Annotated in this window: 19 protein-coding genes and 1 pseudogene; 13 read left to right on the plus strand and 7 right to left on the minus strand. The window is 54.2% G+C overall.

The genetic code is table 11. From position 1 onward, the window contains the following. Positions 1-159 precede the first annotated feature (159 nt). The 7 genes from DYU11_RS31415 to DYU11_RS31455 form a co-directional block, all read right to left on the minus strand. Positions 160-1,587 carry a S8 family serine peptidase gene (locus DYU11_RS31415; RefSeq protein ID WP_119671722.1) on the minus strand — a complete coding sequence of 476 codons (1,428 nt, stop codon included), beginning with the start codon at positions 1,585-1,587 and terminating at the stop codon, positions 160-162. A gap of 227 nt (positions 1,588-1,814) precedes the next feature. Continuing rightward, positions 1,815-2,600, minus strand: a complete 786-nt coding sequence (locus DYU11_RS31420; protein WP_119671723.1) for a tetratricopeptide repeat protein — start codon at positions 2,598-2,600, stop codon at positions 1,815-1,817. Between the two features lie 70 nt (positions 2,601-2,670). Further along, positions 2,671-3,264, minus strand: coding sequence for an RNA polymerase sigma factor (locus tag DYU11_RS31425; protein ID WP_119671724.1), 594 nt, complete (start codon positions 3,262-3,264; stop codon positions 2,671-2,673). Positions 3,265-3,368: 104 nt separating this feature from the next. After that, positions 3,369-4,739, minus strand: a complete 1,371-nt coding sequence (locus DYU11_RS31430) for a sensor histidine kinase (RefSeq protein WP_119671725.1) — start codon at positions 4,737-4,739, stop codon at positions 3,369-3,371. 306 nt (positions 4,740-5,045) lie between these two features. Then, on the minus strand, positions 5,046-5,627 hold the full coding sequence (locus DYU11_RS31435) for a pseudouridine synthase (protein ID WP_119671726.1): 582 nt from the start codon (positions 5,625-5,627) through the stop codon (positions 5,046-5,048). Positions 5,628-5,685: 58 nt separating this feature from the next. Next, the gene (locus DYU11_RS31440; RefSeq protein ID WP_119671727.1) at positions 5,686-6,477 is read right to left on the minus strand and encodes an exodeoxyribonuclease III; all 792 of its coding nucleotides are present in this window, start codon (positions 6,475-6,477) and stop codon (positions 5,686-5,688) included. Positions 6,478-7,243: 766 nt separating this feature from the next. Continuing rightward, a complete protein-coding gene (locus DYU11_RS31455) occupies positions 7,244-8,464 on the minus strand; it encodes a nucleoside permease (RefSeq protein ID WP_119671729.1) in 1,221 nt (406 codons plus the stop codon). Positions 8,465-8,617: 153 nt separating this feature from the next. Here DYU11_RS31455 and DYU11_RS31460 point away from each other — a divergent pair, with 153 nt between their 5' ends. From DYU11_RS31460 to DYU11_RS31520, 13 genes and pseudogenes are all read left to right on the plus strand, one after another. After that, on the plus strand, positions 8,618-9,769 hold the full coding sequence (locus tag DYU11_RS31460; RefSeq protein ID WP_229366146.1) for a hypothetical protein: 1,152 nt from the start codon (positions 8,618-8,620) through the stop codon (positions 9,767-9,769). 124 nt (positions 9,770-9,893) lie between these two features. After that, on the plus strand, positions 9,894-10,613 hold the full coding sequence (locus DYU11_RS31465; RefSeq protein WP_119671730.1) for a DUF4292 domain-containing protein: 720 nt from the start codon (positions 9,894-9,896) through the stop codon (positions 10,611-10,613). A gap of 157 nt (positions 10,614-10,770) precedes the next feature. Further along, complete coding sequence (locus DYU11_RS31470) at positions 10,771-12,966, plus strand: M28 family peptidase (protein ID WP_199736856.1); 2,196 nt, start codon at positions 10,771-10,773, stop codon at positions 12,964-12,966. Positions 12,967-13,148: 182 nt separating this feature from the next. Next, positions 13,149-13,730, plus strand: a complete 582-nt coding sequence (locus DYU11_RS31475; protein ID WP_119671731.1) for a Crp/Fnr family transcriptional regulator — start codon at positions 13,149-13,151, stop codon at positions 13,728-13,730. A gap of 66 nt (positions 13,731-13,796) precedes the next feature. Next, positions 13,797-14,666 (plus strand): alpha/beta fold hydrolase, encoded by an 870-nt coding sequence (locus tag DYU11_RS31480; RefSeq protein WP_119671732.1) that lies wholly within the window; start codon positions 13,797-13,799, stop codon positions 14,664-14,666. A gap of 179 nt (positions 14,667-14,845) precedes the next feature. Next, positions 14,846-15,014: pseudogene (locus tag DYU11_RS31485) on the plus strand (P-type ATPase actuator domain-containing protein); the annotation flags it as partial. 169 nt (positions 15,015-15,183) lie between these two features. Further along, on the plus strand, positions 15,184-19,242 hold the full coding sequence (locus tag DYU11_RS31490) for an ATP-binding protein (RefSeq protein ID WP_119671733.1): 4,059 nt from the start codon (positions 15,184-15,186) through the stop codon (positions 19,240-19,242). 228 nt (positions 19,243-19,470) lie between these two features. Next, positions 19,471-20,289, plus strand: coding sequence for a c-type cytochrome (locus tag DYU11_RS31495; RefSeq protein WP_147368090.1), 819 nt, complete (start codon positions 19,471-19,473; stop codon positions 20,287-20,289). 85 nt (positions 20,290-20,374) lie between these two features. Then, positions 20,375-21,490, plus strand: coding sequence for a PLP-dependent cysteine synthase family protein (locus DYU11_RS31500; RefSeq protein ID WP_119671735.1), 1,116 nt, complete (start codon positions 20,375-20,377; stop codon positions 21,488-21,490). Between the two features lie 23 nt (positions 21,491-21,513). Next, a complete protein-coding gene (locus DYU11_RS31505; RefSeq protein WP_119671736.1) occupies positions 21,514-22,197 on the plus strand; it encodes a short chain dehydrogenase in 684 nt (227 codons plus the stop codon). A gap of 248 nt (positions 22,198-22,445) precedes the next feature. After that, the gene (locus tag DYU11_RS31510) at positions 22,446-23,462 is read left to right on the plus strand and encodes a ScyD/ScyE family protein (RefSeq protein ID WP_119671776.1); all 1,017 of its coding nucleotides are present in this window, start codon (positions 22,446-22,448) and stop codon (positions 23,460-23,462) included. Between the two features lie 84 nt (positions 23,463-23,546). After that, positions 23,547-23,813, plus strand: coding sequence for a hypothetical protein (locus DYU11_RS31515; RefSeq protein WP_119671737.1), 267 nt, complete (start codon positions 23,547-23,549; stop codon positions 23,811-23,813). 278 nt (positions 23,814-24,091) lie between these two features. Further along, positions 24,092-26,446: a heavy metal translocating P-type ATPase gene (locus DYU11_RS31520; RefSeq protein WP_119671738.1), complete on the plus strand. Its 2,355-nt coding sequence runs from the start codon at positions 24,092-24,094 to the stop codon at positions 26,444-26,446. Positions 26,447-26,509: the final 63 nt, after the last annotated feature.

A 26,509-nucleotide genomic window follows, 5' to 3' on the forward strand; every position in this document is an offset into this window, starting at 1 on the left:
AGCTGCTTCGGGCTTCAATGTAGTCTGGTGACCGAGTGCCAGCACATCCTCCCGGATGCGTACGCATTGGGCATAGGAATCTCTTCCGGCCGCCAGCCAGCTAGTCAGTATAACTCCTATCAGCCAACCATACCGCATACGGAACACACTTTTGCAGCCTTATTCAACAGGTACCAATAGCCCGTCTGCAATAAAAGCGTTGAGCGAACTAATCAGTCCCTGGTTGGGCATTGCCCTCAACAGCGCCTTCCGCGTTGAATTCTTATTCGGCAAGCGTGCCTGTAAAGCGGCAAACGCGCTGGCGTAAGGTGTTGCATATGAAGACCCCTTTACGGGTGGTAATCCAGGCAAATCAACGAGCGGCTCCTGGAACATCGCATCCTGACCGCTACCAATGCCGACATTCACGAATGTCGGCGAAAAATTCTCTGCGACCGCAAAGCCGTTATTCATCGAATTAACCGTCGTCACCGTAACTACGTTAGCAAACTGACTACTGTAGCAGGCTGGGTAGCGCTTGTCAATATCGAGATTAACCGTCTGTCCCGGATCAAGATCACCCCGGTTTCCGGCTGCATTTATGAGCCATATTTTAGCACGCTGCAACCGGGTTACGTATTGAGTCATCAAGTCATTTTCGACACTATCGTAAAAGCCCCAACTTGCATTGATTATAGTTGGCCGCTCACGCAGATGACTGGACAACAGGTACTCGAATCCGCAAAAGATATTAAACAGCAAGCCAATCCCTTCGCGGTCTATCACTTTCAGGGGCAGTATACGCACCGGACGGTTCAGCGCCTGGCTCACCCGGCTGATAATGGCCGCAATCCGGCTGCCGTGCTTACTTCGCTCGTCGTCATCATACGGGTTATTCTGATCGTGCACAAAGTCCCAGCCGATGTAGTCTGGTTCAATCGACCCACACATGGGATGGCCGCCATTATGCAGAATTGGTATAGATTCTACGTTAGGATATGCAAAGTCGATGCCGGTGTCCATCACGGCCACGATTGGGTAGCCGGACCAACGCGCTGATCTTGCCAGAATACGTCGGAGTTGCTGATCGAAGGAAGCCGGTCTGATGGGTACGACAGAATCACTTCCATCCGACGATTTTTTGACCCTTGGTGGTGGCGGAGGAGGCTGCTCTGTATCCGGACTAAATTGCACATCGTTGGCACTGCTCTTCGTTACCTTCGGCGGTGGTGGAGGTGGCTGCTCTGTATCTGGACTGTATTGAATCGCAATGTCCCCGGTCAGCAGGTGTGCTTCCGAATCCTGTTCGCCCTCCAAAAGCACCAGGTTTGGATTACAACGGCATACAGCAATCACCTTTGCCTTTGCTTTCAGTTTAGATCGGTCCGTCCGAGCATCATCGCCTTCTATGAACACCGTACGGGCCTGATCGAACAAAGGTCTATCAAGCCGGGTAACCAATTGATTCCGAACAACCAAACGGGTCGGGTTTCCGGGATAAGGCACTACGTCAGGAATGTCGCGGCCTTTATTCCTTAACTCAATTATACGATCATGAAAATTTACTCGGTCTCGTGTCAACTGATTGGACTCGTGAGGCTTGCTCATACATAGGGTCAGTAAATAGTGGATTAATCAGTTCAGTCCAGGAGCAATCTATGGTAAACGAAGGCGGCACTTCTCTTGCCTAGATTGACCAATGGCTTAGTCGCAATACTTCCCTTAAACGGTAACAAGCCCAACGAATCAAGTGCATTGAGCTCGACAATGACTATAATGTCACAAATTATGCACTGGCAGAAACAGAAGAGGTTACTTACTTTTTCTGATATAAGTCAAAGTTGCTCTATCAATAGTTCAGCCGCTCCTTTCTCATCCAAGTTCTCATCAATTACCCGTTGAAGCAATATTTTAGCTTCCCGTTTATCTTCCGGTCGACCACGCTTCAAGTAAGCGAGAGCCTGGTAAAATAAACCAGGATTGGCGCTGAGATCCAGTTGGCTTAACCGGCGAAACTGAGTAATCGCTTGGTCGTAGTTTCCCAGCCGGAGGGAAACAACGCCCGCGTATTTCAACGCCGTGTCGTTGTCAGGCTGTCGCTGAAGTATACCCTCGAACACCCGGCCGGCGTCGGCCAGTCGATCCGTATTGAAATACTCTACCCCGGTCTGCAGGCTGTCAGCTTCGCCACCCATTGACGGCGACAGGGTTGAAAAATTGTCGGTGATGTATTGGTCGACCCGGGTGTTCAGGTCGGTGGTTTGCGCTATCTCCGTCTGCCCGTCCAGCCCCGATGAGAAACGCACAAAGTACCAGCCAAAACCCAGCAACAAGACAAGGCTGGCCGCTGCCGCAATCCACCGGCCAGACGTACCGCCCCAGAGCGGACGCACGGGGGTTTCTTCCTCAAAGGCGGTGTCGGGCAGCTGGTGCCGGAGCGTTTCAAACTCGGCCCGGCGCTGCTGGCGGGCTTCCTCCCGCGCGGCCTGCTTTGTCAGCAGATAAAACGCCAGGGCGTCGGCCAGAGCCGGATCCGTCCGGAGCGCATCGTCAAACGCGGCTTTCTCCACCGGCGACAGCTGGCCGTTTACATACTTTTCGATTGTTACAAAATCATCCATACAAATACGTCAATTAAACCGGTGGTCGATCACAAGCCGGGGTATCAGGGTATGTGTCCTGGCCCAGCCGCTAGTCAACTCCCTGCGTCCAGACCGCCCGCAGGCGCTCCAGGCATCTGAGCCGGCTGGTCTTCGCTACAGCAGCGGTGTTATAACCGATCTGCTGAGCGATCTCTTCATCGGAGTATCCTTCGCCCCAGGCCATCAGCATGGCGTAACACTTATCGCCCAGCTCTTTCAGGTGGCGCTGCAGACGCTCCACACTCCCCTGCGCAATCAGGTTCTGCAGCACCGACCGTGCTTCGTCGGGCAGTTGCGCGTAGGAATCATCGAGCGAAAGGGCATCATGAACACTACTCCGATTAGTCGTCTTTTTCCGGATTAAGTCAACACATTTATTCGTAAATATTTGATAGATATACGTTTTGAGTTCAGAACGACCTTCAAAGCGTCCAGTGGTGACGTGTTCTATTACGGAGAGGACCGTATCGGAGTAGGCGCTGGCGGTGTCGTCTTCGCTCAGCCGGTGTTTGTGGGTGCCGGATCGGATCAGGTAGGCGTACTTTTCGTACAGCTTATTTTCAAAATACCGTCGCTGCGTACCTCCGGTCCGGATACCAGCGATCAAGTCTCCATCGGAAGGATGTTTCGGAAATTTCCGCATAGAGGAAGGGGTTGGACACCGGTAAGGTACTGAATTTTAGCAAAAAGTCGGGCACAAACGGGTATTGACTTAACGAAACGGGTCAATCGCCAGGTCATCGGAACCTACCAGACTTCCAGTTCTTCGACCGACAGCGGGCAGCGAAACGACACGATGGTACCGGCCCCCGGTGCCGACTCAACCCTAAGCTGACCGTTCAGAGCAGCCGCTCGTTGCTGCAGGCTCCGGAGGCCGTTGCCGTAGCGGGGCGCATCCGGACCGGGTGAAAATCCGTCGCCGTCGTCGCGAACGGTTAGCCATAAGGTTCGTTCCTCCACCCCCACCGTCACGTAAACGTTATGAGCGTGTGCGTGCCGGATTACGTTGTGCAGCATTTCCTTCACCATCAGGAACAGGTCGCGCCGACCATCCGGCGGCAGCACCCAGGCCGGATCGTTGGCGGGGAGTGTCAGATGCAGTTGCGTGGGCTGGTGTTCGAACAGACCGAGGGCGGTTTCGCGCAGCCGGAACGTAAAGCTCTCCAGCGATGTCTGGCTCGAATTCAGACTCCAGACAATCTCCCGCATGGACGCCACTACCCGTTTGGCCGTCTGCCCGATCTGCTTCAGGGTAGCTTTGGCCTGCTCGGACTGCTGATCCACCTGACGGGCGGCTACCTGGCTGAGCAGGCTGATGCTGCTCAGGTCAGAACCAACATCGTCGTGAATATCGCGGGCAATGTCATCGCGGATACGTTGCAGTTTTTCCTGTTTCCGTTCGTTTTCGCGGAGCTGTTCGATAAGCTCCTCCTGATAGCGAATTTTTTCTAGTTCATTTTCCCGGTGCCGCAGCGACATTCCCAGCGTGAAGCACAGCACTTCGCCAACCACACCCAGTTGCAGGGGCGTGATGGGAAACGTTAAGGCGTTTTCGCCCTGCAGCAGCCACGAATCAGGCAGGTAGTTCATGAACAGCGCTATAATCGAGCCGATCAGCAACCACAACGTACCGGCAATGAAGTACGACACGACGGGCTTACGCAGCCGGAAAATCTGCGGAACAATGTACAGGGCAATCGCGCTGATCGTCAGCCGATTGGCCATATACACCGCACTACGAACGCTGGCCGACACATCGAGCAGCCAGAGTAGCGTGTCGAGGATCAGAGCCCCGACGAACACGCCGGTCAGGCTCCGCATCAGCCGGTACGTCCGCGGGGCCTGCTCGCTTAAATCGATGAGCAGTATCGCAAACCGGATATACAGGATGTAGGCAATTGACTCAGCCAGGGTTTCGGGGTAATAGGCCCCGGGCTGATAATCGGGCAGCGCATACCCAATGTCGCTCAACCGAAAGTCGAGCACCATGCAGGCAATGTACAGGGCGTACTGCCAGTAAATTGGTTTCTGCTGCTGAAAGTAGCTCAGCAGGGAATAGAGCGCCATCATGATGAGCATGCCATCAATCATCAGGCGCGTATCAGCGGATGTGGGCATACGGATAAAGCATCAGCACTATTGCCTGTCGGCTTTTTTAGAACCAGAATTCCGGCTACACCTGGCCGTTTCTACGTACTACTCCGGATTGCTATAAGTAAAAATACGCATTTAACTGCCCGTTGTATCGGCTCTCTGCTATTTTTTCGCAGATTTGTCCGTAGTGGCTGAACGCAATTGCGCCAGTTACTATACGACACTGTCAGCAACGCTTTTCGATTCTACCTACGCCGTACTCCAACTCGTTTACGCCTTCCCTTTTTAACTGCCTCCTGACACGCACCGACCAGTCGGTGCGTGTCGTTTTTAGCGGAGCCGCAACCCCGCCATCACCTGCGCCTTTGTCAGCAGCCGTACATCACCGGGCTGCATGCCTTCCGCGGTCAACTCTTCAATGGCCCAGCGAACCAGCCGGAGCGTGGGAAACCCAACGGCCGCCGTCATTTTTCGCACCTGCCGGTTCTTGCCTTCGTGCAGGGTAATGGCCACCCAAGAGGTCGGGATGTTAGCCCGAAACCGGATCGGTGGGTTCCTGTCCGGCAGGATGGGTTCCGGCACCAAACGGGCGTCGGCCGGGAGCGTATGATACGGTTTGCCATCCACTGAAATCGTCACGCCTGTTGCTAGTTGCTGCAACGCTTCGTCCGTAATTTGCCCGTCCACCTGAACGTAGTACGTCCGGTTGTGCCGAAACTTTGGATTGAGGAGCCGGTGGTTAAGCGCCTTATCGCTCGTCAGCAGGAGTAAACCCTCGCTGTCGGCATCGAGCCGCCCTACGGGGTATACGTCCTTCGCGAAGTCGAACGCCAGATCCGCCAGGGTCGATTTATCCCCTTCCCGACTGAATTGCGACAGCATCAGGTAGGGTTTGTAAATGAGAAAATACACGGTGTCAATGAGCCAAAGAGTGAATGAGTGAATGAGTGAATCAATGCCTGCGATCTACTCACTGCCCGGCGGCCCGGTCTTTCGCCCTTTCACTCATTGACAAATGCACCGGGCAATGATCGGCATGTACCGCATCGGGCAATTGCCGACAGTCTTCCACTTGGTCGCGGAGATTGTCGGTGACGGAAACATAATCGATACGCCAGCCTTTATTATTCGTGCGGGCACCGGCGCGGTAGCTCCACCAACTGTAGGCCACCTCGCCGGGGTGTTTGAACCGATACGCATCGGTCATGCCGCTGCCGAACCATTTGTCCATCCAGGCCCGCTCCTCGGGCAGAAAACCGGTTGTGTTCTTGTTACGAACCGGGTCGTGGATGTCGATGGCCTTGTGAGCGATGTTATAATCGCCGACCACGATAAGCTTCGGCCGCTCCTCGCGCAGCCGCTGTATGTAGTCGTAAAAATCATCCAGGAACTGCATTTTCACGCCCTGCCGTACGTCGCCGGTTGTGCCGGAAGGAAAGTAGCAGTTGAGGAGCGTGAGGTCGCCAAAATCGGTGCGCAGGATACGGCCCTCGCAGTCGTAGGCCGGTATGCCACAACCGGGCATCACGTTGTCAGGGGCGATTCTGGAAAACGTAGCGACGCCGGAGTAGCCTTTCTTTTCGGCTGCGTGCCAATGGTAGCGGTAACCGAGTGCGTCAAACACGGACAGATCCACGACATCGGCGGTCGCTTTTACTTCCTGAAAGCAGAGGATGTCGAAATTGTGTTGCGTCAACCAGTCGGCAAGGCCGTTGCGGAGAGCCGCCCGGATGCCGTTGATGTTGTAGGAAATGAGTTGCATAGGTTTATTTACTATGCTTGTTAGATTCTTCGTTAAGCTTCCGCTGCTCTTCCAGCAAATCGTCAATCATCAGCACGTCGCTTAGGTCCTTTGGTCTGCGTGCTAACACTTTCAGTTCTCGTAAATCATTAATGTGTAGAAAATATATCTTATGCCCCCGCGTAGTCGTAAACAGTCGTGCCCTTTTACGGCAAGTATCATAATCAAATTTTTGATGGGCACTGGTCATCACATCAAGCGGTACGTCGTGAATCCTGACAAACTGCACTTGAGTGAAATCAGCCTCCCGCATGGCCGACACATCTTCCTCGTCATACCCAAAATCAAGCAGTGCTTTATCTCGGTTTGTATTATCAGGCCTTTACCAGACATCGGCGTCTTGCGTGAAGCGTACTATTCCATTTAACACGAGAGCTAATCCACCAGTCAAGATATACTCCAGCTCATATCGATCAGCAACTTCAACAAAGTCAAGGAATTCGCTGCCCTCTACGTCCATGCTGTTTTACTGATTGTGATTTGTTTTCGCAATTTTTCGGGTGGCGTTGTCAACCCATAATACAATCTCCTAAGTTTAATAAAGGCATTCCAGCACTCTTCAGGAGTCATTCTGGCATTTTCCCGAATGATCTCCTTGTTCAGATCGACAACATTGTCATAAAACGATATGCGTTTTTTGACTTTCATAAATTAGTAGCTTAAAAACAGAGGACGCGATTGGCTTGCGTCCTCTGCGTTTCCTTTGCGAACTCTGCGTTTAAGACAATTACAGCGGCCCCGTTACCAGTTCGCCTTCGTTGGGAACGATCTTTTTCCGATCAGTAAACATCAGGGCAAATACCACCAGCACCACGGCCGCAATCCCCGCCGGAACGAGCCAGACCGAGGTCCAGTCTTTCGTACCATCGGGGCGGGTATACATATCCAGCACAATCCCCGACAGCTTCGAGCCGATGCCCATACCCAGCCCGTAGGTGGCCAGCGTAATGAGCCCCTGCGCCGACGATTTGATTTTGGCCCCGGCTTTGTTGTCGGTATAAATCTGGCCCGTCACGAAAAAGAAGTCGTAGCAGACGCCGTGCAGCACAATGGCAATGTACAGCATCCACTCCGTCGATACGGTGCCATAGCCGAAGCAGATGAACCGCACAATCCACGCAACCAGGCCGACAATCAGCATTTTCTTCACGCCCAGGCGGGTGTAGGCCAACGGAATCAGCAGCATGAAAACCACTTCCGACGCCTGCCCCAGCGACATTTTGTTCTCTACGTTCTGCATTCCGCCATCCGTCAGCGAGGGGTTTGCCATGGCGTAGTAGAACGACAGGGGAATACAGATCAGCACCGACGACAGGAAGAAAATAGCGAACGAGCGGTCTTTGAACAGCTTGAATGCATCCAGCCCGATGATCTGCGCAAACGATGCACTGCCGGTCTGCCTCGGTGGGGTATTGGGCAGCAGAAACGAGAAAATACCAAACACAACCGCCGTATACATCGACAACTGGAAGATAGTCACCTTGTCGCCGAAGCCGTAGAAACCCACGATGTTCGTCACCACGATCCAGGCGATGGTACCCAGCACCCGGATACCCGGAAACTCCTTCTCGGGGCTGGTCATCTGCTGCATGGCAATGGACGTAGTCAGGGCCAGCGTCGGTGCAAAAGTGAGGCAGTAGGTCAGAATCAGCCAGAAAAATTGGTCGGGGTTCTGCTCCTGAATCAGGAAGTACAGCACGACGGCCCCGGCTAAGTTCAGGACGCCGAGCACTTTCTGGGCGGCAAAGTAGCGGTCGGCGATCATACCGACAAAAAACGGAGCGACGATCATAGCGAGCGAAAACGCGGTGTACGCATTGCCAACCTGATCGCCCGACGCGTTGAGCTGCGTCAGCAAATATTTACTCATCTGGCCGTACCAGGCTCCCCACATGAAGAATTGCAGAAACATCATGGCGGAGAGTTGAAAACGGGTCGAAACGGTCATTGTGGGTTCGGTTAATTGTTTGAACGGATGAAGATAGACAACCGGCGCTGAAGTGACAAGTGGCAGCCCGCAAAGTTGCCGGTTACGAAATTGATGGTGACAAACACAACGAATGTTCCTACGTTTGTTATTTCTCAATACACCATCGTATCTATGCTTTTTTTTACCTGTTCACGTAAGGCGCTGTCCGCTCTGACTGCGCTTCTTTTATTCACTACGGTTGGTTTCGGCCAGAAAGTTGACCTCGACCGTTTCTATTTCGAAGTCAGTTACCTGAGCCTGCCCCGGGAGTTTGTCGAGCCGGATCAGCGTTCCTACGGCGTTCGCGTCGAAACGGCCGCCACTGTCGGGTCGGCCTATCCCGAAGCCGAGATCTACGAAAAAATTCGCCTGTTCGGGTACCAGAAAACCGAATCGAACCCGACGGTGGGCGTTCAGGTACGGTTTGATAACGTTCGGTTCGAGAAAACCGAGATGCGCTCCCGGACGGTCGAGAATAAAGACCGGGAAGGCAAGGTAACCAGCCGGACAACGTACTACACCCTCACGGCAACGTACAGCGCCGGTGGCGTGTACCGGATCTACGGCCCCCGCGCCGATGCGCCCGCCAGGAAGCGCACCGAAGAGCCGGTCAAAGATGCAAAGCCCAACCGGTTTTTGCAGGCCGTAACGGTCTCTACCGAGTCAACTCCCGCCAGTCAGCCGCTGGCATCGAGCGGACTGTTTCCCAGTCAGATTACGTACAGCACCAAAGAGTTCACCTCGGCCGTTGACGCATCACGCTATTTTGAACAGAACCAGGCCTCGATCAAAACCGAGCTGATCAACAAGTACGTAAACGATGCCATTCAGGACGTGAACGGCAGCCTGAACGGCTGGTATGGCTACGTACCGGTGCAGAGCCGGGAACACCTCTGGATTCTGGATTCGAAGAAACACCCCGAATACGAGGTGCAGCAAGAAGCTATCAAAGCCGTTAAAGACCTGATGAAGACGATGTCGGCCACCCAGCCGGTCGCATTGCTTACGGAGAACCTACAGCCGGTGATGGCGTATTTTCAGGCGCTGAAAACCAAATACGCCGGGGATGACAAGCAGGAGCGGAAAATGCGGTATTCGGCTTACTACAACCTGGCCAAGCTGTACTACTTCCTCGATCAGCCCGACAAAGCCATTGAAGAAGCCAACGGTCTTATCAAAAACGACTACGATCCCTCCGACGGCAAGAAATACGCCGAACTGGCCGAGGACCTGAAAAAAGAGCTGGCCAGACACCGGCTGGAATCCCGCCACATGCCACTGTAACCTACAGTTCAGACCCGGCAGCGCCCGCCCGTGATTTTCGCTTGTCGCGGCAGAAACTGAGTACCGGATGCCGTTCTTTTTTCGTTAAATAGGTATCTTTGATTCTGCTTACAATCAACTATTCATGAAAAAACAACTGATTGCTTTGTTTGCCTTTGTGGCGATTCCAGCGGCTACGTTTGCTCAGACAGCCGACGACGTGCTCACCAAGCACATTGCCGCACTGGGCGGACAGGACAAAATCAACGCGGTGAAAACAGCTCAGTACGAGCAGACTATGTCGGTGATGGGTCAGGAGCTGACCGCCAAAACCGCTGTGGTAGTCGGTAAATCGTCGCGGAGCGATCTGTCGATCATGGGCCAGCAGATTACCAACGTAGTCGACGGCGACAAAGGCTGGGCCGTGAACCCGATGATGGGCGGCACCACCCCGAAGGAAATGACCCCGGAGGAAGTGAAGTTGTCGAAAGCCAACAGCCAGATTCTTGGTACGCAACTGGCTTACCTCAAACAGAACAAGTATCCGTACGAACTGGTCGGCAAGGAAAAGCGCAACGACAAGGATGTCTTCAACATCAAGGTATCGCAGCCCGAAGGGACCTACAACTACTACATCGACGCCAACACCTACCAGTTGCTCGGCTCAAAAGCCCTGATCAATGCGCAGGGGCAGCAGGCCGAAGCCATCGCTACGTATTCGGACTTCAAGCAGGTCGACGGCCTGACGGTGCCGTTCACGGCTGAAATATCGAGCGCGAATCTGCCGGCTCCCGTCGTTGCCAAAATGACGAAGCTGACCCTGAACGCGCCCATCGATCCGGCAATCTTCGCGTTGCCGAAGTAAGCCGCAGCGGTACTCCATGCCCGCGGGCTACGAACCCGACACCGTATGCAAAAAGGCCGGTTCCTGCGCAGGAACCGGCCTTTTTGCGTATCCGGCTACATCTACTCGCTTATTTTCAGTATCTTCCTACCCTCGTTAACCTGAACAACCTGTATTCATGCAACACCATTCCTTACGTATCACCCGCTTCGGGATCCTGGCGCTCAGCCTCAGTATGAGCGCAGCACAGGCACAAACCCTGACTGGCTTCTCCCCGGCCCGCCAGGAAACCCAGCGCAAACTGGAGGCCGAGTTCAAGCAGCACCAGTCGTCCGCAGCGTTTAAGAACCACCTGGAATCGCTCAGCAGCGTGCCGCACGTAGCCGGCTCGCCCGAGAACGAGCGGGTTCGGGACTACATCGCCGAAACCATGCGGAAGGCCGGCTGGCAGGTCGACATTTACCCGCACGACATTTACCTCCCCAAAGGCCCCGGTGAGATTGCCGTAGAACTGGTCGAACCGGTTCGCCAGCCGCTGAACATCCGGGAGTACGTGTTCGGCGAGGACAAATACAGCAAAGATCCGCGTATAATGCCCGGCTGGAACGCTTATTCCGGCTCCGGCGACGTAACGGCGGAGGTCGTCTACGCCAATTACGGTACCAAAGAAGATTTCGAGCGGTTGAAAGCGATGGGCATTTCGGTGCAGGGTAAGATCGTGATGGCGCGCTACGGAGCCAATTTCCGGGGCTACAAAGCCCAGCACGCCCAGGCCGCCGGTGCCGCAGGCGTTATCATCTACACCGACCCGGCCGACAGCGGCTACATGAAAGGGCTTACCTTTCCGGAAGGCCCACAGCCCAGCGAAAGCATCATCCAGCGCGGCTCCCTGCTGACGGTACCCTACACCGGCGACCCGCTGACGCCGTTCGAGCCGGCCCTGCCGATGGATGGGAAAACCAAAATCAAACGACTCGACCCGAAGGACGTAGCGCTGCACAAAATTCCGGTGACGCCCCTGCCCTATGGTTCAGCCGTTGAAATCCTGAAACGTATGACCGGTACCAAAGCCGTACCGGCTGGCTGGCAGGGTGGGCTGCCGTTTACGTACCGGCTGGAAGGTGGCTCAAGCCTGAAAGTGCGCTTAAAGGTGCAGCAGGAGAAAGCCATCACGCGGGTGTATGAAGTGGTCGGTACGCTGACCGGCTCCGAGTTTCCGGACGAGTGGATCATTGCCGGCTGCCACTACGATGCCTGGTCGTATGGCGCAACCGACCCCAACAGCGGCACAGCCATGTTGCTGAGCCTGACGGAATCGCTCGGCAAGCTGGCCAAAGCCGGACAACGGCCCCGCCGGACCATTAAAGTAGCGCACTGGGATGCCGAAGAGTTTGGCGTCATCGGCTCAGCGGAGTGGTCGGAGCAGTTCCGCGACGAACTGACGCAGAAAGCCGTCGCCTACATGAACTACGATGCGGCCGTATCAGGCCGGATTTTTGGGGCCAGCGCGTCGCCTTCGATGAAGAAACTTCTAATCGAAGCGACGCAGGCCATTCAGTATCCCGACTCCAACAAGACCGTTTACCAGCACTGGCTGGCTCAGAGCGCGGGCAAACCCGGCTCAACCCGCGTTACGGGCTCGTCGGCACCGGCCGTGGGCGACAACGAACCGGTTATCGGTAATCTGGGTGGCGGCTCCGACCACATCGGGCCGTACATGCACGTCGGGATTCCATCGCTCAACGCCGGAACGGGTGGTCCAACCCTGTATCATTCGGCCAATGACGACCTGTTTTTCTACAATAAATTTGCCGATCCGACTTACAAAATGGGGCCGATGGTCGAACAGGTGGTTGGCACGATGTCGCTGCGCCTGGCCAACGCCGACCTGCTGCCCTACGACCTCGCCCGCTACCCGACTGATCTGGTAACGCACCTGAAAGCCGCCGAAAAAGCAATCAAAGCCTACGCCCCGACGTATTCCATCGAACCGCTGCTGGCAGCCGTAGCTGAGTTGAAAAAGAACGCCGATGCCTGTGAAAATGCCCGGCAGACGTACCTGCAAAGCGGCCGGACCGACAAACTGGCCGACCTGAATAAAGGGCTGCGGCAACTGGAGCAATCGTTCATCGATCCAAAGGGCATGGCGTTTGGTGCGTGGTACCGGTCGCTCTACGCATCCTCGGACCCGTACAGCGGGTATGCGTCGTGGATGCTGCCGGGACTCCTGTATGAAGCGTCGCTGAAATCGACGGCCAACCTCCCCGACCTCGAAGCGCGGTACAAAAAAGCCATCAATACGTTAAGTGAACGGTTGCAGGCACTAAGTCAGGGTATGGGCGCTCCGGCGATGCTCGGCGGGGGTAGTCGGTAGTCAGTTGTTATCAGCTTGCTTTTGCAGAATTTTGAATCTGTTTTCTACAAAACTTACTACAGGATATACCTCAAACGCATAGCCATCAGTATCGACAAAGTCTGCTTCAGCAAAGCTTTGACTGCGTACATTCCCCGAAATGGATGTACGCAGTCAAAGAAACTCGTATCAATCGCTTATGAATGGATAACCCAACTGACTTATTGCTGTACTTCCGCCAGTTTTACGATATTAAGGCTGATGAATTTGACAAACTGAAAGCCTGCTTACGCCCTAAAGTTTATAATAAAGGCGATTGTATTGTTTGTCCGGGAGACATTCAGCACGAATTGTTTTTTGTACGAAAGGGCATACAAATGTCCTACGCCATTATCGGCGACAAGCAGCACATCATTGCCTTCACTCACTCGCCGAATCTGTCAGCCATTCCCGACTCTTTTTCGTTTCAGAAGCCCTCAGAACACTACCTGCAATGTTTAACGGATAGTGAGTTTCTCGCCATCACCTACCATGAACTGCTCCGTATCTTTGATCAGACGCCCGCGCTGGAAAGGCTGTTCCGCAAATTAACCGAGGCTACGCTGGCAGGTGTTATCCATCGGCATCTTGAGCTGCATGCGTTGTCAATCGAAGAGCGGTTCAAAAGCTTTGCAGCCCGTAGTCCGCAACTGCTACTGACGATTCCTCACAAATACATTGCCTCTTATCTTCATATTGATCCGACTAATTTTAGCAAACTGTTCAACTCCGTGCGTCTGGATTAGCTTGGTTTACACCAACATTTGTTTGGGTTGGGTCAGCTTGTTTTGTCTTACCAATCATAACAGATCATGGAAGACACAACACCAAGCTGGGTGGATCGGCATGAGTATCCGTTTCAATCACGGTATCTGACAATCAATGGTAACCGACAGCATTATATCGACGTAGGCACGGGAGAGACGCTGGTCTTCGTACACGGGACTCCTTCCTGGAGTTTTGATTTCAGGAACGTAATTAAGACCCTTCAGCAGCGGTTTCGCTGTGTCGCTTTTGACCACATTGGGTTTGGCTTATCGGACAAGCCGGTTACCTATGCTTATTCTACGCTGAATCACAGCTTGACCCTGGAAAAAGCGATAGATCAGCTTCAGTTGACCAATATTACGTTGATCATGCATGACTTTGGAGGCCCGATTGGCTTCCGTTATGCGTTAGAGCACCAACAACAAATACGTAAGCTTGTAGTTCTAAACTCCTGGCTTTGGAGTAATCAAGACGATGCAGCTTTTCGACAAATTCAAGCCGTGCTTCGCAGTCCACTGTTGCCATTTTTATACCGGTACCTGAACTTCTCCCCTCGTTTTTTACTACCTGCATCATTTGGTCAGCGAAAGCTTACGAGGAAGCTTAGAGATCAGTACATACATCCCTTTCGTAAGCTTGCAGATCGTAGTGGTCCTTTGGCTTTCGCCCGTTCTTTAGCCAATGATCAGGCTTGGTTTGACCAGTTATGGCAACAGCGTGGTCGACTTGAAAACACACCTATGCTTCTGATATGGGGATTAATGGATAAGCTAATCAAGGCCACTCAATTGCTTAAGTTTCAAAGCGGTTTCCCACAGGCTCAAGTCTACGAACTGCCCTTAAGCGGCCATTTTCCGCAGGAAGAATACCCTAACGAGGTGGCCGAAGCCATTTCTTCGTTCATGAATGGCTAAGGTTGGTGCACAGTAAATTAAAATAAATCGTTGCTGAAAAGTACCTGGATGTGGTCAGTGCATAAAAAGCCGCGGTATCCGCACTGGGTTGCTGTGAGGTAATCAGGCTAATGGATCGGCAATCCTGTACCTTCCCTCCCTAATTCTGTACTAATTCGTGCACTGTAACGGCTACAAATGTAAACGAAAGCATGAGCAGCGGGGAGCCGGTACCGGTTGAGAAAAGCCGGTGAGTGGGTCTTTGCCGGAACGCTCAACCAGAAAGGCAGCTTTCAGTTCACGGCCGAGCAGGTTGGCGGCAACACCATCCTGGCGCAGATCATCCGCATGGTGCAGGAAGCGCACGGCCAACACAAAATAGAGTAAGTCCACACATTCTCTAGGCCAGAAAGCCTTATTTATCGCAAAAAGGGTAGCTTTGTTAGGGACTTTCTTTTCGCCTATCCACTTAACAAGCAGATAGTGCTCATCTGTTTACACTCTTCGTGAAAAGTAAATACAAGCGAGCCGTTTCAGTATGAGCAAATACATGATTCCTAGTGCGCGTGTATTATTTTTTCTGCTCATCACGCTGGCCTTAACCCCTTGGGTAGGAGCTCAGTCGGTTCCTTTACCCCAGCCCCAGGTCATCACCGACCGCCAGGGGCTACCCCAGGCCTTTGTGCCGTCTATTCTTCAGGACAAACAGGGCTTTATCTGGGTCGCCACCCGCGATGGCCTTTGTCGCTACGACGGCCATAAGTTTAAAGTCTTTCAACCCGACCCCGACGGGCGGCCCTCGCTTTCCTTTGCCGGGCTAGACCAGATTGAGATGGACCGACACGGGCGCATCTGGGTTGTTTCCGAGCGGAAGGATATTGATATTTTCGACCCACGGACCGAAACGTTTACCAATTTTTCTCGGCTGGCTGCTTTTCGCCGTCTGATCAAACCCGGTGTAGGATTTTCGTTATTCATAGACCGAAAGGATCGACTCTGGCTCAGGACCAATAAAGGCGTCCTTTGCTGGGACGTCAACAAAAAACAGGGACGCTGGTTTCGGCACCAGGATCAGCAAGCAGCATCGATCAGCAGCGATGCCGTGTACGACGTGTCGGAAGGAGCCGATGGGACGATCTGGCTGGCCACCGCGAACGGCCTGGATCGCTTTGAGGAAGCCACGCTTAGTTTTACGCACCTGCGGCACCAGCCGGGCAATACTCAGTCAGTACCTGAGAACGCGTTTTCCGCTGTACGTTTACGGCCAACCGGAGAACTCGTGCTCTTTTCCCAGCATTATCTCACCCTGCTAAAGCCACGTACTGGTCAGACACGTTCTTACCGCTTGCCGGTTAAGGGAACCGAACTGGTTGTTGTTCACGTCGCCATCAATCAGCAGGGAATGGTTTATTTCCAGCAGAATAATACCCTGTATCGCTTTACGGACCAGCAGGGCATCCAGATCATTACCCACTGGGAACAGGGAAACGATGCCTGTCGTGCGTTGATCATCGATCGAACAAATGTATTATGGGTAGGTACGGCTGGAGCTGGTATCCGCACTTACGACCTACAGCCGCCCCCCTTTCGGAAACGCCCATACCGGCAGAGCTTTTATCAGGATCTGCTTACCAACGATTCGCTGGGACTGCCCCCTATTTCCCAGTCGGCGAGGGCTAGGTTAAGCAAGTTGAGTAGCTATAACTTTCGCTCGACCTTCGATACGGCAGGTCGCTTCTGGTTTAACGTAGGCACTTCGGATCTATACCGGCTGGATCGGAAAACAGGGCAGACTGAGCATTTTCCGCTGCCGATTACCTTCCGCTGGGAAACGACGGTATCCATACCCTGTCCGATGACGACCGATTCGGAGGGACGCGTTTGGGCAATTAATGGTTCATCCGCGTTCTGGTTTGATGAAAAAAAGAGGCAATGGATTCCATTACATTATTCGATAGCTATCCAGCCCCACTATCTAATCACTGAAGTAGTGGTCGATAGAGAAGCTTTTTGGCTAGCCAGTCAGACCAACGGGCTCTGGCGGGTCGACCGCCACAATGGCGAGGTCCGGCAATTTGTCAACCGCCCCGGCGATACCACCTCCCTGAGCAGCAATTCGCTCTACTGCCTGTCGGCCGATCCCGACGACGCCAACCGGTTGTGGATCGGCACCTTTGGCAGTGGGTTGTGTCTGTTCGATAAACGAACGGGACGGTTTCGCCGGTTTACCCAGGCTACTGGTTTGCCCAACAATGTCATCTACTCGGTAAAACCAGACCAATCTGGGTATTTGTGGGTGGGAACCAACAAAGGCCTGTGCCGGATGAACCGCCAGACGTTTACCACCCAGACCTTTACGCGGGATGACGGCATCATGGCCGATGAGTTCAACCGCAACCACTACGTCCGGTTCCCCGAAGGAAACATCCTGATGGGCGGTCTGGAAGGGTTTACCCTGTTCAATCCCCGGCAGATTGGCCAGGACACCTTTGAACCCCGGGTTGAGCTGACTGAACTCCAGGTGAATAACCAACTCATTCAGCCCGATCGGCCAGCACCCGACGGCCGGGACAACACTACATCGGTCAACCGCTCCGCTGAGGGAACCTCTGTTCTGGGCCGGTTACCCATCCAGGCGACCGATCAGCTCACCCTAACTCATGACCAGAACTACCTGACCATCCGCTTTACGGCCCTGCAATTCAACCAACCCGTCAAGAATCGGTACCGCTACCGGTTGGCAGGCTTGGAAGAAGCCTGGAAAGAAACCGACCGGCCCGAGGCCGCTTACACCAGCCTGCCGCCGGGCCACTACGGGCTGATTATCAATGCGGCCAATACGTCCGGAAAATGGAGTCCGTACGTGCGCAAGCTGGCTATCACCATCCAGCCCCCCTTCTGGGCCACCTGGTGGGCCATTGTGCTTTATTGCCTGATCGGTTTGAGCATGGCCTGGGCTTTACTCCAGGTTTACCTGAATCGAATCCGACTCAACCAGACCATTCAGCTCCGTCAGCAGGAAGCCGACCAATTGCGGGCTGTCAATACGATCAAGACCAACTTCTTTACGAACATTACCCACGAGTTTCGCACTCCCTTGACGCTGATTCTGGGGCCCGCCGAACAGCTGATGAGTCAGGAAATCGAACCCAAAAACCGCCGGCGTTTAGTTCAAACGATTGAACAGAATGCGCATCAGCTGCTGAGCCTGATCAATCAACTGCTGGATCTGTCCAAGCTGGAAGCCAGCGTCATGCCCATTCATGAGTCGAGAGGAAACCTTACCGAATTCATCCGGTACTGGCTGAACCCCTTAACCGACCAGGCCACCGCTCAGGGACTTAGCCTAACGTTTACGTCTGAGGTCACGGGCGACTACTGGTTCGATGCCGAGAAGCTGGAACGGATTGTGTACAACCTGACGGCCAATGCGCTGAAATTTACCAAAGCGGGCACCATTACCGTTGCCTTGACGGAAGCCCCGGAACGTATCCGGCTCACGGTTACCGATACCGGTGTCGGCATACCGGCTCAGCACCTGGCTCACATCTTCGACCGCTTTTATCAGGTCGGTGATACGGCATTCCAGCCGCGGTCGGCTGATGATACAACGAGTACACCCGGCACGGGTATCGGTCTGGCCTTGGTTCAGGAACTGGTTCAATTGCAGGGAGGGGAAATTTCTGTTAAGAGTCAGATAAAGCAGGGCACTACGTTCGTCGTCGAGTTGCCGTACAAACGGGCAGAGGGTACGGGGCTGGGGGCGGCTGGGAGCATGGGGCATGAGGTGACGAATGGTACAGAAACAGCCAATGCCAACTCGTCGGAACACCCCAACCTTGCACCCCATGCTGAATTACTGGTTGTAGAAGACAATGATGAACTGGCCCAGTTTATCATCGACAGTTTGCCTTCACACTACCGCATTCGCCGGGCCGTCAACGGACAGGATGGACTCAAAAAAGCGCTGGAGCAGGAGCCCGATCTGATCCTCTCGGATGTGATGATGCCCCTGATGGATGGCTTTACCCTCTGCAACCAGTTGAAAACGGATCTCCGTACCAGCCATATACCCATCATCCTGCTGACGGCCAAGTCGTCGGTCGAGAATAGGCTGGCAGGGCTCTCGCTGGGAGCCGATGATTACCTGACCAAGCCCTTTCAACTCGCCGAACTGCAACTACGAGTGCGCAATCAACTGGTTAGCAAACAGCGGCAGCGGGAGTGGGTGCAGGTTAGTCTGCGTAACCCCGATTCGGCCGCGCCATCGGCCGAACCGACAGACCCGTTTCTCCTCCGCATGTATACTCTGTTTGAAGCCAACCTGAGCGATGCCGGTTTTGGCCTTGAGCAGATGATGAGTGAACTGGGTATGAGCCGCACCAGCCTATTCCGCAAAGTGAAAGCCCTGACTGGCCTGACCGCTCATGAACTCTTGCGCAACTACCGCCTGAAACAAGCCGCCCGGCTCCTGCGGACCGGCATATCGGTGAGTGAAACAGCCTTTCAGGTGGGTTTCGAGAGTCCGGCCTACTTCAGCAAGTGTTTTCGGGAGCTGTATCAGGTGAGTCCCAGCGACTTTATCACCCAAGGCTGAGTGGGTAACCTTCCCCCGTATTTTTTATAGAATCCTCATTTTAGCCAAAATGGACCATTTGTTATTGCATTTGGACCATTTGTTATCGTTCCTGGGGCTACCTGCCGCCTACTTTTGAGCCAGTCTTTCGGTAAGGAAAACCAATGCGTTTCCACGTAATCAGTTGCCATCACTATGTTGAAAAAAAGCCTTAAATGGACCGGTATTGTACTCGGTAGCCTGGTTCTCATGCTTCTTGTCTTTTATGGTATCGTATACGTCCAGACTGAAGCGAGCATTAACAAGGTCTACCAGGTACAACTCCAGCATCTAACCATTCCCGACGACTCAGCCTCGTACATTGCTGGTCGCCACATTGCCGAAATCCGGGGGTGTGTGGGTTGTCATGGTGCCGACCTGGCTACGGGTGAAGTATTTGCCGACGAAAGTTCACCCATTGGCTACATCCAGGCGTCGAATATCACGTCTGGCAAGGGTGGCATTCAATACACCGATGAGGACTGGATTCGGGCGTTGCGACACGGCCTGGGAAAAGACAACAAACCGCTTTGGTTCATGCCCTCACACGAGATCTATGGCTTGTCGAACCAGGATATGGCAGCCCTGATCTGTTACGTCAAACAGCAGCCGCCGGTCGATAAAGCGACTCCGCCAAAGTCGATCAGGCCACTGGGACGGATTCTTACATATCTGGGTGAGTTTCCGTTGCTGCCCGCCGAAGAAATCGACCATAACGCCACCTATGTAGACGACGTCAAACTGGCCATCAATGCCGATTACGGAAAATACCTGGCCGTTACGTGTACTGGTTGTCACTCGGCCAGTTTCAAAGGGGGGCCTTCCCGTTCGCCTGAACAGCCACCCATTCCCGACATTTCATCGACCGGCCACCCGGGCAAATGGACCCAGCAGGAATTTGTTCAGGTGTTTCGTACCGGCAAAACGCCCGAAGGACGGATACTGAGCAAGTATATGCCGATTAAATCCTTTCCGTATTCCGACGATGAATTGAAATCGATTTACCTGTTTCTGCATGATTTGAAGTGAACGAGAGGCCTGGCGGCCAGTCCGCTGGGCTATTCAGTAGCGTATGACTGACAGGTTATAGTGAACTCTGTATAAAGCTCAATGTATGCATCCTCTTCTCCTTTACCCTCAACGCTTTACGTATTCTGATGATACTTATCCAGCAACAGAAACGGCCCTGACACCCGCTGTTCAGAAAAAGTTTGAACGGCTCTGGCACCTGGTCGGCAACACGCCCATGCTGGAAGTTTGCTACACCGACCAGGGACAGCCCCGTTCGCTCTACGTAAAATGTGAGCAATACAACCTGACCGGCAGCATGAAAGACCGAATGGCGCTTCATGTTCTGCATCAGGCGTATCGGGAAGGCAGGATCAGACCGGGTGACCGTATTGTTGAAGCCACCAGCGGCAGTACGGGGATTGCCTTTTCGGCCATTGGGCAGGCGCTGGGCCACCCCGTTACCATTATCATGCCCGCCGGCGTCAGCCAGGAACGGATTGACATCATTCGGAGCCTGGGGGCCGATATCGTGCTGTTCACCAAAGAAGAAGGCGGTTTTATGAGCGCTATTCAACGGACGGAAGACATGGCGGCCTGCGACCCATGCGTGTTTTTACCCCGCCAGTTCGCTAATACCGATAACATTGACGCCCACCGCCTGACTACGGGCCGGGAAATCTGGCTTCAGCTCGAGCGCGTTGACATCATACCGGATGCCTTCGTGGCCGGTGTCGGTACGGGGGGGACGGTGATGGGCGTAGGCCGTTACTTAAAATGCCGAAACGTCGACATTCGTATTCATCCGCTCGAACCCGCCGAATCGCCCACACTATCCGTAGGATATAAAACCGGAGCCCACCGGATTCAGGGCTTCTTTGACGAATTCGTACCCGATATTCTGCAATTAAACGAACTGGATCATGTCGTACAGGCCAACGATGGCGACGCTATCCTGATGGCCCAGAAACTGGCCCGGCAACTGGGTGTCGCGGTGGGCATTTCGTCGGGCGCGAACCTGGTCGGAGCCATTAAGCTACAACGGGAAATGGGCCCCGAAGCCCGCGTGGTGACGGTTCTGTGCGATTGCAACAAAAAATACCTGAGCACCGACCTGGTTCGTAAAGAACCGGTCAGACCAACGTATATCGCTCCCAACATCGAGTGCACGGATTATCGCCCCATCAGCCGCTTGTCAGTTGACCGGCCGGGTATGTTGTAACACTTAACGTTAACGTACTTAGTATGAAAGCATTACTTATTGGAGCTTCGGGCACCATCGGCAAAGCCGTCGATTATCTCCTTACCAAGCAGGGGTTTACGCTTATCGGCGCATCCCGTTCTACACAGCCCAGCGTTGATTTCACCAGCCTGGCCAGCATCGATGCCTTTTACGAGCAAATTGGTGAACTGGATGCTATTTTGCTCATTGGCGGTGATGCGGCCTTTGCCCCACTGGATCAATTGACCGATTCGCAGATTGAGCTGACGTTAGCGAGCAAGCTGATGGGCCAGATTAACATGGCCCGCCGGGGCATCGCCAGGCTACGGCCAAATGGCGTGTTGGTAATGACGGGAGGAATGCTGGCCTACGCGCCCTGGCCGGCAACGTCGATGGTGGCGATGGTCAATGCCGGTCTGGAAGGCTTTGTCCGGGCGGCTGCCCTGGATATGACTCTGGGGCGCAGGCTGGTGATTGTTCACCCCCCGCTGGTGGCAGAAACCGCTGGTTTGTTCGGACTGGATGGCACCAGCTACCCAACAGCGGCCACCGTAGCCCAATCCTATCTGGAAGCCGTGGAGAGCGGCCGGAATGGAACGGCAGTTTTTGTGAGCGGGTACGCTCCTGCCAGCGACTCCGGCTTATCAAACAAGAACGCCGATGATCAGGACAGTCGTGATTTCAGTCTGACCAACTACACTATCTAAATCAACTGCCCACCACCTGAAACAGCCTTTGAAGACGGTCACGAGAGCCGTCAACGTATCGTTTTGGTTCAAAATAGACCATTTGTTATCGCATTTGGATCATTTGTTATCGTCGGAGGGCAGCCTTGCCACCTACTTTTGACTCAGCTTCAGGCGCGGATTAAGGCCTTGTTTACCGGAGCAAACCAAGTCCGGTCCGACAACCCCATTCGCTTTTATCAATCAGTATGCTTAAAACAACTCAGGTTATGCACTGTAAACTACCCATTCTCTCTTTTTTTCTGGTGGGCGGCCTACTCTCCGGTTGCCAGGATCACCGGGTTACGGCCCCCGATGTTCAGCTCACCACCACTACGCTGGCTACCGGCTTAGTGGGACTCATTGGTGTAGAGACTGATGCCAGCGGACGGGTCTTTGTAACCGAACAAGGTACTGGTAAAGACGATGGTCGCGTATCGGAAATCACGCCGGATGGAAAAGTGCACCCCGTCATTACTGGTCTGTATTCCTTTGTACGTCCCGACAATGAATTGGACGCAACGGACCACCTGCTGGTCGTTGATGGTGTGCTCTACATACTGAATGCCAAAGGCCTCTATACGTTCAATCTCAGCTCGTACAAAACCGGCAATGCCCCCATTCCTGCTGCCAGCCTGACTCCGGAGACTATTCAGCAGTTTGTGATCAATTACAACTTTACCGAAGACACCGGCGAATCGCACCCCTACAACATGATTCAGGGACCCGACGGGGCGCTCTATTTCACCGATGCAGCCGCCAACGCCATTGTTCGGCGGTCAGGACCCAATCAATTCGCGGTAGTGACGGCTGTTCCGGGTATTCCTAACCCAAATCCGGCCGGTCCCCCGCCAGGCCCACCTTTTGTTCAATCGGTACCAACGGGCATCACCTACGATGGCAGGCAGTTCGCCATCAGTACGTTGCTGGGCTTTCCGTTCCCGGCCGGTAAAGCGCTCATCTATCGGATGGATCTGACGGGCAAGCTCACGGTTTTCCAGCAGACGTTCAATAGCCTGGTCGACATCGAGAACGATGGCAATGGCAACTACCTGGCCCTTGAATTTGCCGCCTTTGGAGCAATGGGGTGGACGCCGAACACGGGTCGGTTGCTACGGGCCAAAGGGACCAGCAGCGACGTACTGCTCGACAAGCTGAATATGCCAACGGACCTGAAAGTGGTGGATGCGCACACGGCCTACCTAACCAGCATGGGTGACGGGACGGTATCAAAAATTACGTTCTAGACATTTCACCCGTTGGTACTCGCCGGCCTGGCAGGTAGTGCCAACGGGTATATGCATACCAATCGCCTAACCTGGTTCAACGCTATGACTCTTTATTTCACCCTGGGTACTTCGGATGGCTCTACACAGGGCCCCTGTGTGTGTCGTGCGGAACTGGACACGCAACTGGAAGTACTCAACAGCTTTGTCGCTCTTGGCAATGTGCTCGTATCGGCTTATCTGCTCGATGATGAAGGTGTGCGTATTGACTTACCCATTGAAGCCTTTGATGGGTCACCCGTAGCCGCTCCCTTGCGGAGTTTAACAAAGGAATATCAACAACTGCTCGGCGTTTGCCATGGTTCCAGATAACTGGCAACCAACTTACTACCTATCCCAATCTCATCTGCTCATGACCAACTTTTTCGGAAATTACGGTTTTCGAAACGTGGGCACCTTCTCCAACAGGGCGAGTGGCATCATCACCATACCCTACCAGGGTGCTGTGAGGTAATCAGACTAACAGATCGGCAATCCTGTACCTTCCCTCCTTAATTCTGTACTAACTCGTGCACTGCAACGGCCGTACCTTTGTTATGTACAGGCAGGGCTGCTCTGAGCGCTCAGAACGGCCCCAAATAACGAAGAGTATGGAAGCAGGAACTGCCGTTCGGTTGGGTAAGAAAACCGCCGACCGGCCTATCATAAAAAAGACATTTCCGGTGCTGGAGATGAGTTGTGCGGCCTGCGCCGTCAGTGTGGAGTCCATGCTGAAAACCGCTCCCGGGGTGTACGACGCCGGCGTAAACTACGCCAATCAATCCGCCTGGGTGGAATACGACAATACCGCAACAAGCCCCGAGGCTCTGCGCCAGACGGTGCAATCCATCGGCTACGACCTGGTCATTGAAGACGAAGAAGAAGCCCGTCGGCAGCAGGAAGAAGCCCAGCAACGGCGCTACGTAGCCCTGAAGCGGCAAACCATTGGCGCTTCGGTGCTGGCTGCGTTGGTGGTGATTCTGGGGATGTTCGTTATGGAGTTGTCTGGCCGGTTCGCCGTTGCGATTGACCACACGCTGATTCGCTGGGGCTCTCTGATTCTGACGGCCCCGGTCGTCTTCGGTTTCGGCGGACAGTTCTTCGTTAACGCGTTCAGGCAGGCTCGCCACGGTAAAGCCAATATGGATACGCTGGTGGCCCTGTCGACCGGCATTGCGTTTCTTTTCAGCACGTTCAATACAGTTTACCCGGAATACTGGACCAGTCAGGGTTTAGGCTCGACCGTACACGGCCCGACCGAACGCGGCCCGACCGAACGCGGTCCGCACGTTTACTTCGAAGCTGCGGCCGTAATCATCGCCTTTATTTCGCTCGGCAAGCTCCTGGAAGAACGCGCCAAATCGAACACGTCTTCGGCCATTAAAAAGCTGATGGGTCTGCAACCCAAAACGGTACGCGTCCTGGTTGATGGTGCTGAGCAGGACATCCACATAGCCCAGGTAACCGTTGGGCAAACGATCATCGTCCGGCCGGGTGAACGCATTCCGGTCGACGGCCGCGTGACCAATGGCCAGTCGTTTGTAGACGAAAGCATGATTAGCGGGGAGCCGGTACCGGTTGAGAAAAAAGCCGGTGAGCGGGTCTTTGCCGGAACGGTCAATCAGAAAGGCAGCTTTCAGTTCACGGCCGAGCAGGTGGGCGGCAACACCATCCTGGCGCAGATCATCCGCATGGTGCAGGAAGCGCAGGGCAGCAAAGCGCCGGTGCAGAAATTGGTCGACAAAATTGCGGGCATTTTCGTACCCATTGTTATTGGCATTGCGCTTTTGAGCTTAGTTGCCTGGCTCATCTTCGGCCAGAACGCCGGAGCGGGAGACAATGCCTTCGCCCAGGGTCTACTTGCCGCCGTCACAGTCCTTGTCATTGCCTGTCCGTGTGCGCTGGGCCTGGCAACCCCCACGGCCATTATGGTCGGCGTTGGGAAAGGGGCCGAAAACAACATCCTGATCAAAGACGCCGAAAGTCTGGAACTGGGTCAGCAGGTCACGGCCGTTGTGCTCGATAAAACCGGCACGATCACCGAAGGCAAACCCGACGTAACGGATTGGGCCTGGGCCGTAGACCCAACGCAACAGAAACGGTATCAATCCATCCTGTTATCGATGGAAGCCCAATCGGAACACCCACTGGCCGAAGCCGTCGTTCGGGCATTGTCGGAGCGGGCTGTCGAACGCGTTGCCATGAGCAGCTTCGACAGCCTGACCGGTCAGGGCATCACGGCCGAGCGGGATGGCGACCGGTTCTGGGTTGGTAACCGGAGCCTGGTTGAACAACGCGGCCTGCCATTACCGGAGGTTCTAAACGACCTCGCTGATCAATGGCAGCGGCAAGCTAAAACGGTTATCTACTTCGCCAGTCAAACGAACGTACTGGCGGCTCTGGCCATCGCCGACCGGATCAAGGAAACCTCCCGACAAGCCGTAGCCGACCTGCAACAGCAGGGGATTACGGTGTATATGCTCACCGGCGACAATGCGGCAACGGCCCAGGCCGTAGCTCAGCAGGTTGGGATCGACCATGTACGAGCGAACGTGCTGCCCGCCGATAAAGCCGCCTTCGTGAAGGATTTACAAGCCAACGGGCAGACTGTGGCGATGGTCGGCGACGGCATCAACGACTCGCAGGCACTGGCTCAGGCCGACGTAAGCATCGCGATGGGCAAAGGCTCCGACATCGCCATCGACGTAGCAAAAATCACGCTCATTACGTCGGACCTGAATCTGGTTCCCAAAGCGCTGAAACTCTCGCGCCAGACCGTACGGACCGTTCGGCAGAACCTGTTCTGGGCGTTTATCTACAACCTGATCGGCATACCGATTGCGGCCGGGGTGCTGTATCCCGCGTTCGGTTTTCAGCTAAACCCCATGCTCGCCGGTGCGGCCATGGCGCTGAGTTCGGTATCGGTCGTGAGTAATAGTCTACGATTGAAAACCTCAAAACTGTAACATAATATACCTCCAACGCCCTGAAGAGGCTAAAACCATTCGGGTCCATTAGCCCACATCAGG

Source organism: Fibrisoma montanum, from assembly GCF_003583365.1.
GTDB lineage: Bacteria > Bacteroidota > Bacteroidia > Cytophagales > Spirosomataceae > Fibrisoma > Fibrisoma montanum.

Bases quoted from the DNA above. Each gene is read 5' to 3' on its own strand.
- DYU11_RS31415 (WP_119671722.1), bottom strand. From the start codon at position 1,587: ATGAGCAAGCCTCACGAGTCCAATCAGTTGACACGAGACCGAGTAAAT.
- DYU11_RS31420 (WP_119671723.1), bottom strand. From the start codon at position 2,600: ATGGATGATTTTGTAACAATCGAAAAGTATGTAAACGGCCAGCTGTCG.
- DYU11_RS31425 (WP_119671724.1), bottom strand. From the start codon at position 3,264: ATGCGGAAATTTCCGAAACATCCTTCCGATGGAGACTTGATCGCTGGT.
- DYU11_RS31430 (WP_119671725.1), bottom strand. From the start codon at position 4,739: ATGCCCACATCCGCTGATACGCGCCTGATGATTGATGGCATGCTCATC.
- DYU11_RS31440 (WP_119671727.1), bottom strand. From the start codon at position 6,477: ATGCAACTCATTTCCTACAACATCAACGGCATCCGGGCGGCTCTCCGC.
- DYU11_RS31455 (WP_119671729.1), bottom strand. From the start codon at position 8,464: ATGACCGTTTCGACCCGTTTTCAACTCTCCGCCATGATGTTTCTGCAA.
- DYU11_RS31460 (WP_229366146.1), top strand. From the start codon at position 8,618: ATGCTTTTTTTTACCTGTTCACGTAAGGCGCTGTCCGCTCTGACTGCG.
- DYU11_RS31465 (WP_119671730.1), top strand. From the start codon at position 9,894: ATGAAAAAACAACTGATTGCTTTGTTTGCCTTTGTGGCGATTCCAGCG.
- DYU11_RS31470 (WP_199736856.1), top strand. From the start codon at position 10,771: ATGCAACACCATTCCTTACGTATCACCCGCTTCGGGATCCTGGCGCTC.
- DYU11_RS31475 (WP_119671731.1), top strand. From the start codon at position 13,149: ATGGATAACCCAACTGACTTATTGCTGTACTTCCGCCAGTTTTACGAT.
- DYU11_RS31480 (WP_119671732.1), top strand. From the start codon at position 13,797: ATGGAAGACACAACACCAAGCTGGGTGGATCGGCATGAGTATCCGTTT.
- DYU11_RS31490 (WP_119671733.1), top strand. From the start codon at position 15,184: ATGAGCAAATACATGATTCCTAGTGCGCGTGTATTATTTTTTCTGCTC.
- DYU11_RS31495 (WP_147368090.1), top strand. From the start codon at position 19,471: ATGCTTCTTGTCTTTTATGGTATCGTATACGTCCAGACTGAAGCGAGC.
- DYU11_RS31500 (WP_119671735.1), top strand. From the start codon at position 20,375: ATGCATCCTCTTCTCCTTTACCCTCAACGCTTTACGTATTCTGATGAT.
- DYU11_RS31505 (WP_119671736.1), top strand. From the start codon at position 21,514: ATGAAAGCATTACTTATTGGAGCTTCGGGCACCATCGGCAAAGCCGTC.
- DYU11_RS31510 (WP_119671776.1), top strand. From the start codon at position 22,446: ATGCACTGTAAACTACCCATTCTCTCTTTTTTTCTGGTGGGCGGCCTA.
- DYU11_RS31515 (WP_119671737.1), top strand. From the start codon at position 23,547: ATGACTCTTTATTTCACCCTGGGTACTTCGGATGGCTCTACACAGGGC.
- DYU11_RS31520 (WP_119671738.1), top strand. From the start codon at position 24,092: ATGGAAGCAGGAACTGCCGTTCGGTTGGGTAAGAAAACCGCCGACCGG.